The sequence below is a fragment of the Halothiobacillus sp. DCM-1 genome, assembly GCF_045689735.1.
GTDB lineage: Bacteria > Pseudomonadota > Gammaproteobacteria > Halothiobacillales > Halothiobacillaceae > Halothiobacillus.
Window position 1 is genome coordinate 1,547,132 of record NZ_CP142685.1, and the last position, 15,127, is coordinate 1,562,258.

Here is a 15,127-nt window from a genome sequence, read left to right on the forward strand (position 1 = left end):
TCAGGACTCCTCAGTTAGCTTGGTTATTCAGCCGACGATCGCCACAGGCGGCGGCTATGAAACGGCGCGGCACCGATCAGGGGCGCCAGAAGCATCTGCAGCAGTGCCTGCGCCGCCCGGCGGTCATCCGCATGCTGTTGCGGCTGGTTTGCAGCCAATGCGCACAATACCCGACCCGCGACCGGCATCCCCTGGGCCGTCTCTGCCGCAATGCCCCATTCCGGATGCACGCGATAGGTTTGCTCGGGATGCACCGCCAGGCCGGTGTCGACCGTCTGCTGCCAATCAAACCCCACCCCCAATTCATCCAGCAAACGGCGCTCGAAACGGCGCAGCAGCACCTCGAACGGCTCCTGCCTGATACACAGCGCCAGCAAAGCCTCTTCATAGGCGGCAAACAGACGGGGTAAAGGCTCCTGCGGTTGTACCGCGCGCAGCAATAATTCGTTCAAGTAAAAGCCGACGGCCAAAGCCTGCCCGCGCAGCCAACAGCCCGCCAGCCCAGCGGCTGGGGACGCAGGCTCGATCGGGCACGCCACCGGCATGCCCCCGCGCCCGGACAAGCCGATCTGCAGGGGCGAAAACGGCGTCGGCCGCCCCGCCGCCCCCTTGTGACTCCGCCGAATCCCCCGTTGGCAGGTCGTCACCCGCCCCCAGTCCTCCGTGAACCAGTCAACCAGCAAACTGGTTTCCCGCCAGGGCCGGCTATGCAAGACATAGGCACGCGACAGCTCCATACGGCGGCATCATTCCGGTAACTGGTACCCCAAGGCGTGCACGGCGCGTTCATCATCCGCCCAGTCCTCGCGTACCTTGACCCATAGCCGCAACATGACGGATTGCTGCAACAGCCGCTCCAAATCCTGGCGTGCCTGCACGCCGATCTCCTTGAGCTTGGCACCCGCCCGACCAATCACGATCCCCTTCTGGCTATCCCGCGCGACATAGATCACACCGTCGATTTCCACCCGCTCCGCCGACTCAGCATAGCGCTCGATCAGCACGGTGGTTTTGTAGGGCAGCTCGTCATGCAATAGACGCGCAAGCTTTTCCCGAATGATTTCGGCCGCCATGAACCGGGTGGTGACCGTCGTCACCTCATCAGGGGAAAACACCGGCTCGCCCAGGGGCAACTGCGTAAAAATCAGCGAAAGCAGGCCATCAAAGCCACGATCCCGCCGCGCCGATAAGGGATACAACGCCACGAAATCCTGCCGCGCCTGCATTTGCGTCAAAAAAGGCAGCAGATCCGCTTTGTTGGTCACCAGATCCACTTTATTGACCAGCAGCACCGTCGGCAGTTTGGCATCTTGCACCAGCCGGAGGACAGCGGCATCTTCCTCGGTAAAGCGCCCCGCCTGCACGACCCACAGCAGCAGATCGACCCCATCAAAACCACTGCGAGCCGTCCGGTTGAGCTGACGGTTGAGTGCGTCACGGCCGCTGCCCTGGTGAATGCCCGGCGTATCGACAAACAGGATTTGCCCGCGGGCATCGGTAAAAATCCCAGTGATCCGGTGGCGGGTCGTTTGCGGCTTGGGGGAGGTGATGCTGATTTTCTGCCCCACCAGCCGGTTCAACAGACTGGACTTCCCCACATTGGGCCGGCCAATAATCGCCACCTGGCCAAAGCGGGATTCCCCGCTCCTGGCTTCGCCCCCCCCACTCAAACCTCATCACCCACTGGCACTGGTGCATCGGTCAGACGCGCCAGCATCTGTTCTGCGGCGGCTTGCTCCGCCTTCCGGCGCGAGCTTCCCCGCCCCACGCTGATCGTCGCTTGGTCCGACAGACGGCAAGTGACCTCGAACACCTGCTGGTGCGCCTGCCCCCAGGTACCGGTGACCTCATAGCTCGGCAATTCCCGTCGTGCGCCCTGTAACCACTCTTGTAACCGGGTTTTGGGGTCTTTCAGGCTGGCCGCATCCGGCAAGCGAGCCAGCAAGGGATCAAACAGACGATCCAACACCGCCTTGGCCACCGCAAACCCTTGATCGAGATACACCGCCCCAATCATGGCCTCCAGCGCATCGGCCAAAATCGAATCGCGGCGGAAGCCCCCGCTTTTCAATTCACCGGAACCCAGGACCAGATAGTTGCCCAAGTTCAGGGAGCGGGCGATTTTGGCCAGGCTTTCCTCGCGTACCAGGCTGGCTCGCCAGCGCGAAAGCTCGCCCTCCGGCGCCTCGGGGCGCAGCTCATAAAGACGATCGGAGATCACGAGATTCAGGATGGCATCGCCGAGAAATTCGAGCCGTTCATTGTTGCGATGACCCGCAGAACGGTGCCGCAACGCCATGGCCAGCAGCGACAGGTCATCGAACCGGATATCGAGTTGCGCTGCCAAGGCTTCAGGCGGCGCAACCAGCGAGGAGGCGGGCTTAAGGACTGACATCCACTTGATGTTCAAACGAAGCCACGACCGAAAGATTCCCGACAATATCGGCGCGGCCGTCGTAGTTGTAAGTCACGCGCAGACCATTGCCAAACGGCGTGATTTTGAAATCTTTCGAGGTCATGTTGTCGATTTCGTTGATGTCGAGCTGCTTGTCAATCGTTGAACGGATGGCCTGAGCATCGCCATGAAAATTCTTCAACTGGTTGAAAATGCTGGAAATTTTCTGGTCGGTCAAATACAGCGGCACAACCTTCATCAGCAGAATTGCCACGAAGAATGCGACGAATGCGTAGATGATCAGACCCACCAAGGTTAGGCCAGACTGACGACGCAACGGGTGAAAGCGGGGGGGCATCATGCTCAGTTCCTCATATCCATTAAAATTCAAGCGTTCGATGGTGACTCAGTGAATACCTTGGCCGATGCGGCTGGCATCAAATTTGCCGTCTTTCCAGTCCCAATGCAACCAGATGATAAACGCTTTGCCAACTAAATTCTGCTCCGGCACGAATCCCCAATAGCGGCTGTCATTGCTATTGTCCCGGTTATCCCCCATCGCAAAGTAACTGTGTGGGGGCACCACCCATTCGCCATCGCGGGTATAGCCGTCTTTTTCAAACAACACGGCATGTTTGAGGCCCATCAAATCTTCCTGATAGACGCTCGCCCCCGCCATCCGCATGCCATCGTCGCCTGGGTAAATCCCTTCATAGGTTTCCGGTTGCAGCACGCCGTTGATCCAGAGTTTATTGCCCACCACGCGGATGTGATCCCCCGGCAGGCCAATGATGCGCTTGATGTAATCCACCTTGGGATCATTCGGGTAACGGAATACGACCACATCCCCGCGCTGGGGCTCGCCCACCGGAATGATCTTGGTATCGAGCACCGGCAGGCGCAGGCCGTAACTGAATTTGTTGACCAGAATGAAATCCCCGACCAGCAGGGTGGGCATCATCGAGCCCGAAGGAATGCGGAAGGGCTCGGCAATGAACGAGCGCACCACCAGTACGATCAGCAGCACCGGAAAGAACGATTTGGCGTAATCGACCAGCAGGGGCTCGGGCACCACCACGGGCTGATCGCTCACCTCGCCGGTTGCCGCCCGACGGATGCGCGCCTGTTTGAACACGAGACTATCTGTCAGCCAAATCAGACCCGTCGCCACGGTGCCGAGCACCAAAAGTAAAGTGAAATCCATCGCGTTGCCTTTGCGTTGAGGGTTATTTGTTGTTATCCATTTTCAGAACCGCCAGAAAGGCTTCCTGCGGCACTTCAACCTGACCGATCTGCTTCATGCGCTTCTTGCCTTTTTTCTGTTTATCCAGCAACTTGCGTTTACGCGATACATCGCCGCCGTAACACTTGGCCAGCACATTTTTGCGCAGCGCCTTGACCGTCGTCCGGGCGATGATTTTCGCCCCGATGGCCGCCTGCACCGCCACTTCGAACATTTGTTGCGGGATCAGTTCCTTGAGTTTTTCCGCCAGATCCCGCCCACGCGACTGGGCAATGCTGCGGTGCACGATCAGCGAGAGCGCATCGACGATTTCGCCATTGATCAGCATGTCCATTTTGACGAGATCGGCCGCTTCAAAGCGCACGAAGCGATAATCGAAGGAGGCATAGCCCCGGCTGATGGATTTGAGCCGGTCGAAAAAGTCCAGCACCACCTCGCCCAACGGCAGTTCGAACACCAGCGTGACTTGCTGGCCGGCGTAGCTCAGATTTTTCTGCACGCCCCGCTTCTCGATACACAGGCCGATCACGGCACCCACATATTCATCCGGGCAGAAAATACTGGCCTCGATGATCGGCTCCCGCAATTCCTTGATATTACTCGGGTTCGGTAACTGCGCCGGGTTGTGGATCTGGTAGGTCGTGCCATCGGTCTCAACCACCTCATAAACCACCGTCGGCGCGGTCGTAATCAGGTCGAGATCGTATTCCCGCTCCAGGCGCTCCTGCACAATCTCCATGTGCAACAAGCCCAAAAAGCCGCAGCGGAAGCCAAAGCCCAGCGCCTGTGAGACTTCCGGCTCGAAGTGCAGCGCGGCATCATTCAGCCGCAATTTGCGCAGCGCTTCACGCAGATCTTCGTAATCCTCGCCTTCCACCGGATACAAGCCAGAAAATACGCGCGGCTGCATTTCCTTGAAGCCCGGCAAGGCCTCGGTGGCGCCATTTTCTGCATCGGTGAGCGTATCGCCGACCTTGGCGGAATCGATATTCTTGATGCCCGCGATGACGAAGCCGACATCCCCGGCATACAGCCCCTCGCGCTCCAGCGTTTTGGGTGTGAACACCCCGACTTTTTCCACCTGGAAGATATCGCCCGTGCCCATCGCCTTGATTTTCCGCTTGGGCAGAATCGCGCCGTCGATGACCCGCACCAAAGCCACCACACCGACATAGTTATCGAACCAGGAATCGATGATCAGCGCCTTGAGCGGCCCCGCTTCATTGCCCACCGGCGGCGGAATCTCCGCAATCAGCCGTTCGAGCACCGCGTCGATCCCCACCCCGGTTTTTGCCGAAGTCAGCACCGCATCGTGCGCATCGATGCCGATGACATCCTCGATTTCCTGCTTGACGCGCTCCGGCTCAGCGGCCGGCAGATCGATCTTGTTCAGAATCGGCACGACGGTGAGACCCAAATCGATGGCGGTATAGCAGTTCGCCACCGATTGCGCTTCCACGCCCTGGGAGGCATCCACCACCAGCAAGGCGCCTTCGCAGGCCGCGAGCGAGCGCGACACCTCGTAGGAGAAATCCACATGCCCCGGCGTGTCGATGAAATTCAGCCGATAGACCTCGCCATTTCGCGCTTTGTAATCCAGCGATACGCTCTGCGCCTTGATGGTGATGCCGCGCTCGCGCTCAATGTCCATCGAATCCAGCACCTGCGCATCCATCTCCCGCTCCGATAGACCGCCGCAGAGCTGGATGATGCGATCCGACAGGGTCGATTTGCCATGATCGATATGCGCGATGATGGAAAAATTCCGGATGTGCTTGAGTCTCATATCACCACTAAACATCATCGAGCCCGCCCCGCCAACGAGGATAAACGCCCGATACACAGTAAAAGGGGCGACAGTTTACCGGGGATGCGCGCAAATCCCCACTCAAGAATGCAGATCCTGCGAAAACCTCAACCCATCTCGGCCGAACCGAGCATGGCAAGCGACCATCTGCCATGCTAAATTGTTAGCCATCTAACAATCATCCTCGACAGACTGTGCAGGATCGTCCCATGCCGTATATTCCAGAACCGCTTTCATGGCGTATGCGTCGCCTGCGGCTCGCCGCCATCCCGCTGCTGGCTGCGGCGTGGTGTTGCCCCGCAGTCCAGGCCAAACCGGCCATGCCCGCGCCGATCGTGCCCGTGATGCGCCTCGCCCCTCAAACCGTCACCGTCTATGCCCACTTCACCGGCACCACCGCTGCCAACCGACTGGTCACGGTGCGCGCCCAGACGGGCGGCATTCTGCTCAAACGCGAATTCGTCGAAGGCGACCTCGTTCGTGCGGGGCAGCCCTTGTTTTCGCTGGATGACCGCCCGTATGTTGCCGCTCTGAACGAGGCCAAGGCCGCCGTGGCCGCCGCCAAGGCAAACCGCGATGCGGCCGCCCGCGACAACGCCCGCATCAGCACGCTGTTCGCCAAGGGCGTCGCCAGCACCAAGGAACGGGATGATGCACAATCGGCACTGGAAGTGGCCAACGCTGCGGTGGCACTGGCACAGGCCAAACAGGCCAGTGCGGAAGTCACGCTAGGCTATACCCGCATCACCGCGCCGATCAGCGGAATCGCCGGTCTTCGGCAGGTCGCCGTCGGCAATCTGATCAAAACCGACGATGCGCTGGTCGAGATCGACGCGATCGACCCGATACAAGTGCTGTTCACCACCTCAGCCGATAATCCCTATGCACAGACGCCCGCCCTGAATCCCAGCGCGACGCATCCCGTCCCGATCACGCTTACGGCTGATGGCTTGGCGCAACCCATGTCTGGCGAGCTGAACTTTCGCGCCACCGCCATCGATCCGCAAACCAACAGCATCCGGTTCCGTGCCACCGTCCCCAACCCCGAGGGCAGACTGAAGCCCAATGCCTTCGTGCAGATCTCGCTCGCGGTCGAGCAACGCCCCCAGGCGATCGTTATCCCCCCCACCGCCATCACGACCGGCATCCGTCCCGGCAGCTTCGCGGTGTACACCGTCAATCCGGCTCAGGAGGTATCGCTCGTTCCCGTTACCCTAGGGCCGCTGACGCCGCAAGGCCAACTCATCGATCAAGGGCTCACAGCCGGCGAGACCATCGTGACCGATGGCCTGGTGAAACTCCGCCCCGGCATCAAAATCGAGCCGGCGAAAGACGCGGCCAAAACCGCCCCTTAATGCCCAGAGTGCGGCCATGATCTCGACTTTCTTCATCCATCGACCGATTTTTGCCTCCGTGCTGGCGATTGTGATCACGCTGGCTGGCGCGGCGGCGTTTACCGGCTTGCCGGTGGAGCAATACCCGCAGATCGTCCCGCCGGATGTGCAGGTATCCGCGACTTATAACGGCGCCGATGCCGCCACGATCGCCGAATCGGTCGCCGCCCCGCTGGAACAGCGCATCAACGGGGTCGAGCACATGCTCTACATGACCTCGACCAGCGCGGATGACGGCACGATGAATCTCACCGTCACTTTCGCCAATGGCACCGACCCTGATCAGGCGGCCATCGATGTCAATAACCGCGTGCAACAGGCGCTGCCGCAGTTGCCGCAGGAGGTGCGCGATCAAGGCGTGGTGGTGCAAAAGAAAAGCACCGCCATTTTGATGGTGATCACCCTGCTGTCGGAACACGGCGAGTTCAATACCCAATTCATTTCGAACTACGCGTTGCTCAATGTCATCGATGAACTCAAACGCATCGACGGCGTGGGCGATGCCCTGCTGTTCGGCGCGCAGGATTATTCGATGCGCGTCTGGCTCGATCCGGCGAAACTCGCCCACTTTGGCCTGACCCCGGCGGATGTCAGTGCTGCCATCAAGGCGCAAAGCGCGCAGTTTGCCGCAGGCAAGCTCAATAACGCCCCGAATGATCCGGCCTACGAATTCACCTACACGCTGAAAGCCGATGGGCGATTCAGCGCGGTTGAACAATTCAAAAACATCATCCTGCGCGGCAATGCCACGGGGGGCGCCTTGCGGCTAAAGGATGTGGCGCGGGTGGAACTCGGTTCGAAAACCTATGGCTTCAATGCCACCTTCAATGGCAAGCCGACCGTACCGATTGGGATCTTTCTCGCGCCGGGCGCCAACGCCCTCGACACGGTGGCGGCCATTCGCGACAAAATGGCGACGCTTGCCCAGGCCTTTCCCGGCGATTTGACCTATAAGGTTCCACTCGACACCACCGACTTCGTCCGCATCTCCATTCACGAGGTACTCAAAACCCTGTTTGAAGCCATGGTGCTGGTGGTGCTGGTCATTTTCATTTTCCTGCAAAAGCCGCGCGCCACCCTCGTCCCCCTAGTCGCCATTCCCGTCGCGCTGATTGGCGCCCTGGCCGGGCTGTATATCGCGGGCATGTCGATCAACCTGTTGACTTTGTTCGGCTTTGTTCTGGCGATCGGCATCGTGGTCGATGATGCGATTATCGTGATCGAAAATGTCGAGCGCCTGATGCGGGAAGACGGCTTGCCCGCCCGCGAGGCCGCCATCAAGGCCATGGGGCAGGTCACGGGGCCGATCATCGCCACCACTCTGGTGCTGCTCGCCGTGTTCATTCCCGTGGCGTTTATTCCGGGGCTCGCCGGGGAAATGTACCGGCAATTTGCTATTGCGATTTCGATTTCCGTCCTGCTCTCCGCCGTCATTGCCCTCACCCTGACCCCCGCCATGACGGCGCTGCTGCTCGACAAGCACGAGGACAAGCCCCCCGCCCTACCGTTCCGGCTGTTCAATCAGGGCTTTGCGGGCTTGACCCGTCGGTACATGGCGCTGGTGCGGTTCTTTCTGAGGGCATGGCCACTCGGGCTGATTCTGTTCGCGGGCGTGATCGCGGCGGCCATCGTGCTGTTCAAACACTCGCCCACCGGGCTGGTGCCGAATGAAGACCAGGGCTATTTCATCTCCATCATCAAGCTCGCGCCCGGCGCCTCGCTCGATCGCACCGGCGAAGTGCGTGATCAGCTCAGCGAGATTGTGCGGCACGATCCGAATGTGTACTCCATCGTCGCTTTCGCCGGGCGCGATCTGCTCTCCGACACGGCCCGAGCCAATGTCGGGGTGGCTTTCACCCGCCTGATGCCCTGGGATGACCGCCCCAACCCCGATCAAAGCGTGCAAGCGATGGCGCAGAAGGTCACCGCCCAGGCGCGGCAGATTCCCCAAGGCCAGGTATTTTCCTTCGTGCCCCCGCCGATTCGTGGCATTTCGACCACGGGCGGCTTCGAGCTCTACCTGCAAAATCGTGGGAACGGGGGGCTGGCCGCACTCAACACCGCCGTACAAAACCTGATCGCCGCCGCGAATAAACGGCCGGAACTCAGCGGTGTACGCACCACCTTCGAATTCAATATTCCGCAATACACCGTGCGGGTAGATCGCGATAAAGCCTACGCGCTCGGAGTGCCGGTGCAGTCGATTTACGCCGCGCTGCAATCCACCTTTGGTACCGGCTATGTCAATGATTTCACGCTGTACGGGCGGAATTTTCAGGTCAATCTGGCGGCCGATGCCCCCGACCGCAGCCACCCCGCCAATCTCGAACAGGTCTTCGTTCGGGGCGGCAGCGGGCAACTCATTCCGATTGCCTCGCTCGTCACGCTGACCCGCGTGACCGGCCCGGATGTAGTCAACCGGTTCAATATCTTCCCGGCCGCCAAAATTATGGGGAATCCCGCCCCCGGCTATTCTTCGGGTCAGGCGCTCAAGGCCATGCAGGAAGTGGCCGCCAGCACCTTGTCGAACAACTTCAGCCTCGGCTGGATCGGTGCGGCGTATCAGGAACTGACCGCCGGAGAAGCGGGCGCCATCGCCTTCGGCCTCGGGATCATCATGGTATTCCTGATTCTCTCTGCCCTTTATGAACGCTGGACGCTGCCGCTCGCCGTCATCACCGCCGTGCCCTTTGCCGTGCTCGGCGCGCTACTGGCCAACTGGCTGCGCGGGCTCGACATCGATGTGTATTTTCAGGTGGGGCTGCTGATCCTCGTCGCCATGTCCGCCAAAAACGCCATCCTGATCGTCGAATTCGCCGCCCGCCTGCACCAGGAGGGGCTGAGCATCACCGAAGCGGCGCTGGAAGCAGCGCGGATTCGCTTCCGCCCGGTCGTGATGACCTCCATGGCGTTCATTCTGGGCGTCATTCCCCTCGCCCTGGCGAGTGGCGCCGGCGAAGGCGCGCGCCACGCCCTAGGCACCGGCATCGTCGGCGGTATGATTTTGGCCACCTATGTGGCCATTCTGTTCGTCCCGATGTTTTTTGAGTTGCTACAAGCATTCAGCGACCGAGGCGCGCGGAGGAAGAAATCGCATGAAACCCCTTGATGCATCAAACCTCCAGACCTTCCTTCTGCCCCAAGTGATGCCCGCCGTGGTCTGCCGCATCCACCGCGACGCCGACGGGGTGGCGACCGCCTGCGCACTCGACTGGCACAACCCCGGAGAACCCCTCACCCCACCGTCGGCGTTGCCCCGCCGCTGGCAGCCGACCGGCAGCGCCTTCGCCCGGCGCGTCTGGCGGGCGCTGCGCGACATCCCCGCCGGAGAAACCCGCAGTTACCGCGACATCGCCCGCGAGATCGGTCAACCCCTGGCCGCCCGCGCGGTCGGCGGTGCCGTCGGGCGCAATCCCTTCGCCCCGTTTATCCCCTGCCATCGGGTCATTGCCCAAAATGGGCAGCTCAGTGGCTACGCCTTCGGCACCGCCATCAAAGCTGCGTTGTTGGCCGCCGAGCAGATCAGCGGCAATTCATTAGCCAACGCTTATGATGGAATCAATAATTTCATCGACATGACCGGGGTCACAATTGAACTGTCTTAAGGCATAATCGTCAGACAGTGCTGCGCGCTCGTTTAACGATAAACTTGCGTCAGTCCGTGCAATAAAACCAAATTTTTAGGGGCATTCATGAAAAAATTGATTCTGGTCGCCGCCATGGCAAGTGTGATGACAGGCGTCGCGTTCGCCGATGGTCCCAAGCCTGAAGTGATTGTTAACCCGAATGTGCAATTCCTTGGCCACACCGTGCCGATGAATGGCTCAGACATCTACGGCACCATCCACATCATTCCGGTCGCTGCCGATAAAACCAAGTTTGTTGCCAGCTTCAAAGGCAAAAATGTGGCCGGCCCGTTGACCTTCTCCATCAATGAAGGCCGCTGCCGCGATTCAGCTACCAACAAGGTCAAATATCCCCTGACCAATGTGAGCAACGGCAAATCCGAAACCGTGGTCGATGTCGCCACCCCGAAAATTTTCGAAGTCGATGTGCTGTCTTACACACTGAAAGAAGGCAACAAAGTCGTCTCTTGCGGCACCATTCAATAAAACCGGTCGCCAGACAAAAAACCCCCGCTCAGTGAGCGGGGGTTTTTCTTTGTGCATGCACAAATCTCAGCTACCGCCCAGTTAGTTCACAAACCAATCCAATTTGGACGGCGCTGGGCGATCAGCATCTATCGGCTCATTTCCATTTCATTTTCAAGGGTAATAACTTGCACCTAGTATATATCTCCCTGCGTATACGGTAGGCGCAATTCGCGCGGCACTGAACCACGAGGGAAAAAAATGCAATCCGCTCAAACAATAAAAGACGCACAGGAACCATCAAGAAACCTGAAAAAATCAGCCGTTTGGATCTCCGTAATTCTGGGGGTCGCTCTCTCCGGTACTGGGCTTGCCCATGCCGATGACCTGCTTGGACAAGGACGATTCCTCGCCACTGGGGGAATTCAATCCCTTGATGGAGCCGCCGGTGGCGGCATCAACCCTTGGGCAGTCATTGCCGGTTATGGCACCAATGAGCAGATCAATCCGACAGCATCGTTTACCAATGTGACCTTGCCGGATTTCAGTGTAAGCCAGATCGGTGTTTCTGTAGGTATTTTCAATCGACTGGAACTCTCCTATGCCTACCAAACCGGCACACTCGGCAGCAATGTCTTTAACAAAAACGGCACAGTGGCATTGCCCTTAGACGGCATGAAAATTGGTCAGCATGTATTTGGCGCGAAGGTTCGCCTGTTTGGCGACGCGGTGTACAACAGCAACAATTTTATCCCGCAGGTGGCTTTGGGCGTGGAGTACAAAAAAGCCGATACCGACAGCAACGCGCTGGTACCCGCACTACAAAGTTTAGGCGCAGGGGTCAAAGATCACGGAACAGATGTCTACCTGTCCGCCACCAAAGTGTTGATTGGCGGATTCTTCGGCTATAACTGGCTGCTAAACGGCAACTTGCGATATACCAAAGCCAATGAAACCGGGTTATTAGGCTTTGGTGGCGTGAATCATAACTCCGGCCACCTGAAACCCGAGTTTTCGACCGCCGTACTCCTGAGACCAGATGTGGCGGTGGGTTATGAATATAAGGGGATCAGCAATAATTTGAGTGACGCCGGATTAAAGCAATCCAGCTGGCAAGATGTTTTTGTAGCTTATTTTCCCAACAAAAATGTGTCCCTCGCATTAGCGTTCGCCAAACTAGGCAATGTTGGACCCTACACTAATCAAAATGGCATTTACGCCAATGCAACCGTTAGCTTCTAATTAATCAACATAATAATCAAGGAACACATCATGAAATCCATAAAAAAACTAGCAAAGCCCCTTTCACTCGCCGCGCTATTAACCATCACAGGCATCTCCACTAGCGCGCAGGCAGGTTATTACGAGGACTTCGGCCAAAAGGCTGGTATTGCCAGCATTATTAGCGATTTTGTGGGCGTGGTTGCAGCCGACAACCGCATTAACTCTTATTTCGCACATGCCAATATTCCGCATCTCAAGGAAGCATTGACAAATCAGGTCTGCGAAGCACTCGGCGGACCATGCAAATACACCGGCCCTGCCATGGGGCCGATGCATCAAAGCATGGGCGTAACCCAGGCAGCATTTAATGCATTGACGGAGGATTTGATTACAGCCATGACCAATCACCATGTCTCTGTTCCAGCACAGAATCATCTCATCAAAATTTTGGCACCAATGTCGAATGACATTATCACCAAGTAATTTCAAATAAAATTGACAATAAAAAACCCGCGATCGCGGGTTTTTTATTTTTCAACAGGATCAATTTCAGGACGAAAGGCCAAACCGGCGAAAATACCCCATCACCCGATCCGACAGCCCCGCCAGCACCGGCTTGACCGACTTGGCCACCTGATGACGCTGCCGTAATTCCGGTTGCGCTTGCAGAACCTCGTGATAATCGAGCGCCGACTGCATGTTTTTGACGAAGGTTCCCACATGTCCCGGCTTGGGATGGAACCGGAACACCTGCCCCTGATTGATGAGCTCGACGAGCAGTTCGTAATCGCGCAACTGGGTCAGCACAATCGTTACCAGCTGCGGATGCGCCTGTTTCAACGCCTTGATCGCACCGACATGGCTGGAATACCCATCCTGCACATCGGTCACCAGCACACCGATACGGTTTTGCGCGAGCAATTCCATTGCCTCGTCGAGATTTCTGGCCCAAAACAGCGGATTGCCTGCCGGCGTCGCGCGTTTGACCAACTCATGCGCGAGCGGGTCTTGATCCAGCAGCAGAATGCCCGGCGTCGCCGCCGGCGCTTCGCTAGGCACCTCGCCGCGTTCGCGCCGTTGGGCCGCGGCGAACGACAGTTCCGCCACCTGCGCGGCCGCGCGGACATCCGCACGAATCTGCTCCACATCCCATGGCTTCTGCAAAAAGCGGAAGATCTCGCCTTCGTTGACCGAGCCAATCACCGCCGCGAGATCGGCATAGCCGGTCAGCAGCAAGCGCATCGTGTTGGGCGAGACTTCCCGAATCCCCCGCAACACCTCCACCCCCGACAAAATCGGCATCCGCTGATCCGAAATGACCACATCGACCCGCTGATTTCGGGCAATGTCAATCGCGGTATGGCCATTGTCTGTCGCGATCACTTCAAATTCACTGCGGAACAACATGCTGAGCGAGCGGGTAATCCGCGCCTCGTCATCGACCAATAACAAAACCGGTTTCGTCATCGACATCAATTCATTCCTCAAGAAACAGGCGCCATCAGATCGGACGCCGCATCGGCCGATTGTTCGGGTGGGACACCCGCAATCGGCAAGCTGATTTCAAACCGCGTCCCCACCCCGACCCGTGTAGCCAGACGAATATCGCCCCCATGCGCCTTGATGATGCGGTAGCTGATTGCCAGCCCCAGCCCGGTGCCTTCGCCGATTTTTTTGGTGGTGTAAAACGGCTCGAAAATCCGGCCGACATGCTCCGGCGGTATGCCCGTGCCATTGTCTTCGATGCTGATGCAGGCAAACTCATCCCGCACATAGGTGCGAATCAATAACTTGCCGTGATCGTGATGGATCGCCTGCGCGGCATTGGTCAGCAGATTCAGCAGTACCTGATTGATCTGTGAGGGCGCACACGGCACATCGGGAATCGGCTCGAAGCGCTTTTCGATGGTCACCCGATGTTTCAGGTGGTGATGTCCAACGGTGAGGGCGGTTTCGATGTTTTCGATCAGATTGACCCGATCCGTGGTGGCTCGATCCACCCGGGCGAAATTCTTCAGGCTCTGCACGATCTCGCCAATCTGCTTGAGGCCAAACTGCGTATCCTCAAACAAACCAGACAAATCCTGCAATTCACGGTTGGCATCAAATGACTGACGGAGCTCACTCAACATGCCGATGCGGCTTTCAATGCGGGCGCCATCCGCCTCGGGATTCATCAGCTCCGTAAACAGCGCGTCATACTCCGCAACCAGCGGCTGGACATTGGCGATCAACTCAGCCGCCATCTGCACATTGTTGCCCACATACCCCAAGGGGGTGTTGATCTCATGCGCGACGCCCGCCACCATCTGACCGAGTGCCGCCATTTTCTCGGACTGCACCAGATGCGCCTGCGACTCCTTGATCTCTTGGTTGGCCTTCGCCAGCGCCTCATTGCGCTGCGCCAGCCGCTGCTCAACCAGCTTGAGCACATCCGCAACATAACCCAAACCGGCGTAACGGCCATCCGCTTCGGTGAAAATAAAATCTTCCACCACCGGCGTTTTCAGTTGACTCGTGACCGTCGAAACGACAGTCGAAGTGCCCGCAACCAGGGAAACGATCACCGGCTCGGGATTCATGAAATAGCGAATGGGCCGTTTACCGTAGAGATCCCGCGAATATTTGTTGAGCAGCAATTCCATCAAGGCATGGCGGCTGATGAGCCCGATCGGGCGCCGATCCTCATCCACGATCGCCAAAGAAAGCACGCGGTCGAAGCCGCCGGTCTGAAAGCGCTCGGTCACCTCATTCAGCGACAGCTCCGCCGAAAGCGGCGGCACGGCGTCGAGCAAATCCCGCAGGGTGGCAGAAGGCATGGCAAACTCCATCGGTAAGGCGTTCCATGCTCGATTTGACGCATCCCAGCGCAAACTAGGGCGAAAATTTAGCCTGCCTAGATGACAGCTTGATGTCGATGAGTCCCGCCGTCGCCGTTTGCCTGCGACGACCACCCAAAATATACTTAAAAAT

The 15,127-nt window shown here is 58.3% G+C and carries 14 protein-coding genes; 6 read left to right on the forward strand and 8 right to left on the reverse strand.

Annotation, left to right across the window (positions count from 1 at the left end; genetic code table 11):
• Positions 1 to 23: 23 nt before the first annotated feature.
• From VOI35_RS07230 to lepA, 6 genes are read right to left on the reverse strand one after another with little or no spacing between them, the layout of a single operon-like run.
• The gene (locus VOI35_RS07230; RefSeq protein ID WP_407275395.1) at positions 24 to 737 is read right to left on the reverse strand and encodes a DNA repair protein RecO; all 714 of its coding nucleotides are present in this window, start codon (positions 735 to 737) and stop codon (positions 24 to 26) included.
• 9 nt (positions 738 to 746) lie between these two features.
• Entirely contained in the window at positions 747 to 1,622 is an 876-nt protein-coding gene (gene era, locus VOI35_RS07235; protein ID WP_407276811.1) for a GTPase Era, read from the reverse strand.
• Between the two features lie 44 nt (positions 1,623 to 1,666).
• The gene (gene rnc, locus VOI35_RS07240) at positions 1,667 to 2,395 is read right to left on the reverse strand and encodes a ribonuclease III (protein ID WP_407275396.1); all 729 of its coding nucleotides are present in this window, start codon (positions 2,393 to 2,395) and stop codon (positions 1,667 to 1,669) included.
• On the reverse strand, positions 2,382 to 2,756 hold the full coding sequence (locus VOI35_RS07245) for a DUF4845 domain-containing protein (protein ID WP_407275397.1): 375 nt from the start codon (positions 2,754 to 2,756) through the stop codon (positions 2,382 to 2,384). Before VOI35_RS07245 ends, rnc begins: the two co-directional genes overlap by 14 nt.
• 45 nt (positions 2,757 to 2,801) lie before the next feature.
• Positions 2,802 to 3,599, reverse strand: coding sequence for a signal peptidase I (gene lepB, locus VOI35_RS07250; protein WP_407275398.1), 798 nt, complete (start codon positions 3,597 to 3,599; stop codon positions 2,802 to 2,804).
• Positions 3,600 to 3,621: 22 nt separating this feature from the next.
• The gene (gene lepA / locus VOI35_RS07255) at positions 3,622 to 5,424 is read right to left on the reverse strand and encodes a translation elongation factor 4 (protein WP_407275399.1); all 1,803 of its coding nucleotides are present in this window, start codon (positions 5,422 to 5,424) and stop codon (positions 3,622 to 3,624) included.
• A 230-nt stretch (positions 5,425 to 5,654) separates the two neighbouring features.
• Here lepA and VOI35_RS07260 point away from each other — a divergent pair, with 230 nt between their 5' ends.
• The 6 genes from VOI35_RS07260 to VOI35_RS07285 all read left to right on the forward strand — a co-directional run bounded on the left by VOI35_RS07260 (position 5,655) and on the right by VOI35_RS07285 (position 12,637).
• Complete coding sequence (locus VOI35_RS07260) at positions 5,655 to 6,800, forward strand: efflux RND transporter periplasmic adaptor subunit (protein WP_407275400.1); 1,146 nt, start codon at positions 5,655 to 5,657, stop codon at positions 6,798 to 6,800.
• 19 nt (positions 6,801 to 6,819) lie between these two features.
• Positions 6,820 to 9,948 carry an efflux RND transporter permease subunit gene (locus VOI35_RS07265; protein WP_407276812.1) on the forward strand — a complete coding sequence of 1,043 codons (3,129 nt, stop codon included), beginning with the start codon at positions 6,820 to 6,822 and terminating at the stop codon, positions 9,946 to 9,948.
• Complete coding sequence (locus VOI35_RS07270; protein ID WP_407275401.1) at positions 9,935 to 10,444, forward strand: methylated-DNA--[protein]-cysteine S-methyltransferase; 510 nt, start codon at positions 9,935 to 9,937, stop codon at positions 10,442 to 10,444. Before VOI35_RS07265 ends, VOI35_RS07270 begins: the two co-directional genes overlap by 14 nt.
• 87 nt (positions 10,445 to 10,531) lie before the next feature.
• The gene (locus VOI35_RS07275) at positions 10,532 to 10,951 is read left to right on the forward strand and encodes a hypothetical protein (RefSeq protein ID WP_407275402.1); all 420 of its coding nucleotides are present in this window, start codon (positions 10,532 to 10,534) and stop codon (positions 10,949 to 10,951) included.
• Between the two features lie 240 nt (positions 10,952 to 11,191).
• Positions 11,192 to 12,172 carry a DUF3034 family protein gene (locus VOI35_RS07280; RefSeq protein WP_407275403.1) on the forward strand — a complete coding sequence of 327 codons (981 nt, stop codon included), beginning with the start codon at positions 11,192 to 11,194 and terminating at the stop codon, positions 12,170 to 12,172.
• Positions 12,173 to 12,202: 30 nt separating this feature from the next.
• Positions 12,203 to 12,637, forward strand: coding sequence for a group 1 truncated hemoglobin (locus tag VOI35_RS07285; protein WP_407275404.1), 435 nt, complete (start codon positions 12,203 to 12,205; stop codon positions 12,635 to 12,637).
• A gap of 66 nt (positions 12,638 to 12,703) precedes the next feature.
• Here the strand turns inward: VOI35_RS07285 and VOI35_RS07290 are convergent, their stop codons facing one another.
• A complete protein-coding gene (locus tag VOI35_RS07290) occupies positions 12,704 to 13,627 on the reverse strand; it encodes a response regulator (protein WP_407275405.1) in 924 nt (307 codons plus the stop codon).
• 11 nt (positions 13,628 to 13,638) lie between these two features.
• Complete coding sequence (locus VOI35_RS07295) at positions 13,639 to 14,973, reverse strand: ATP-binding protein (protein WP_407275406.1); 1,335 nt, start codon at positions 14,971 to 14,973, stop codon at positions 13,639 to 13,641.
• Positions 14,974 to 15,127 lie beyond the last annotated feature (154 nt).

What these genes read in the sequence shown, in the direction of transcription:
- VOI35_RS07295 (WP_407275406.1), bottom strand. Translation starts at nt 14,973, where the DNA reads ATGCCTTCTGCCACCCTGCGGGATTTGCTCGACGCCGTGCCGCCGCTT.
- VOI35_RS07275 (WP_407275402.1), top strand. Translation starts at nt 10,532, where the DNA reads ATGAAAAAATTGATTCTGGTCGCCGCCATGGCAAGTGTGATGACAGGC.
- VOI35_RS07245 (WP_407275397.1), bottom strand. Translation starts at nt 2,756, where the DNA reads ATGATGCCCCCCCGCTTTCACCCGTTGCGTCGTCAGTCTGGCCTAACC.
- VOI35_RS07280 (WP_407275403.1), top strand. Translation starts at nt 11,192, where the DNA reads ATGCAATCCGCTCAAACAATAAAAGACGCACAGGAACCATCAAGAAAC.
- VOI35_RS07290 (WP_407275405.1), bottom strand. Translation starts at nt 13,627, where the DNA reads ATGTCGATGACGAAACCGGTTTTGTTATTGGTCGATGACGAGGCGCGG.
- VOI35_RS07230 (WP_407275395.1), bottom strand. Translation starts at nt 737, where the DNA reads ATGGAGCTGTCGCGTGCCTATGTCTTGCATAGCCGGCCCTGGCGGGAA.
- VOI35_RS07260 (WP_407275400.1), top strand. Translation starts at nt 5,655, where the DNA reads ATGCCGTATATTCCAGAACCGCTTTCATGGCGTATGCGTCGCCTGCGG.
- lepA (WP_407275399.1), bottom strand. Translation starts at nt 5,424, where the DNA reads ATGAGACTCAAGCACATCCGGAATTTTTCCATCATCGCGCATATCGAT.
- lepB (WP_407275398.1), bottom strand. Translation starts at nt 3,599, where the DNA reads ATGGATTTCACTTTACTTTTGGTGCTCGGCACCGTGGCGACGGGTCTG.
- VOI35_RS07285 (WP_407275404.1), top strand. Translation starts at nt 12,203, where the DNA reads ATGAAATCCATAAAAAAACTAGCAAAGCCCCTTTCACTCGCCGCGCTA.
- rnc (WP_407275396.1), bottom strand. Translation starts at nt 2,395, where the DNA reads ATGTCAGTCCTTAAGCCCGCCTCCTCGCTGGTTGCGCCGCCTGAAGCC.
- VOI35_RS07270 (WP_407275401.1), top strand. Translation starts at nt 9,935, where the DNA reads ATGAAACCCCTTGATGCATCAAACCTCCAGACCTTCCTTCTGCCCCAA.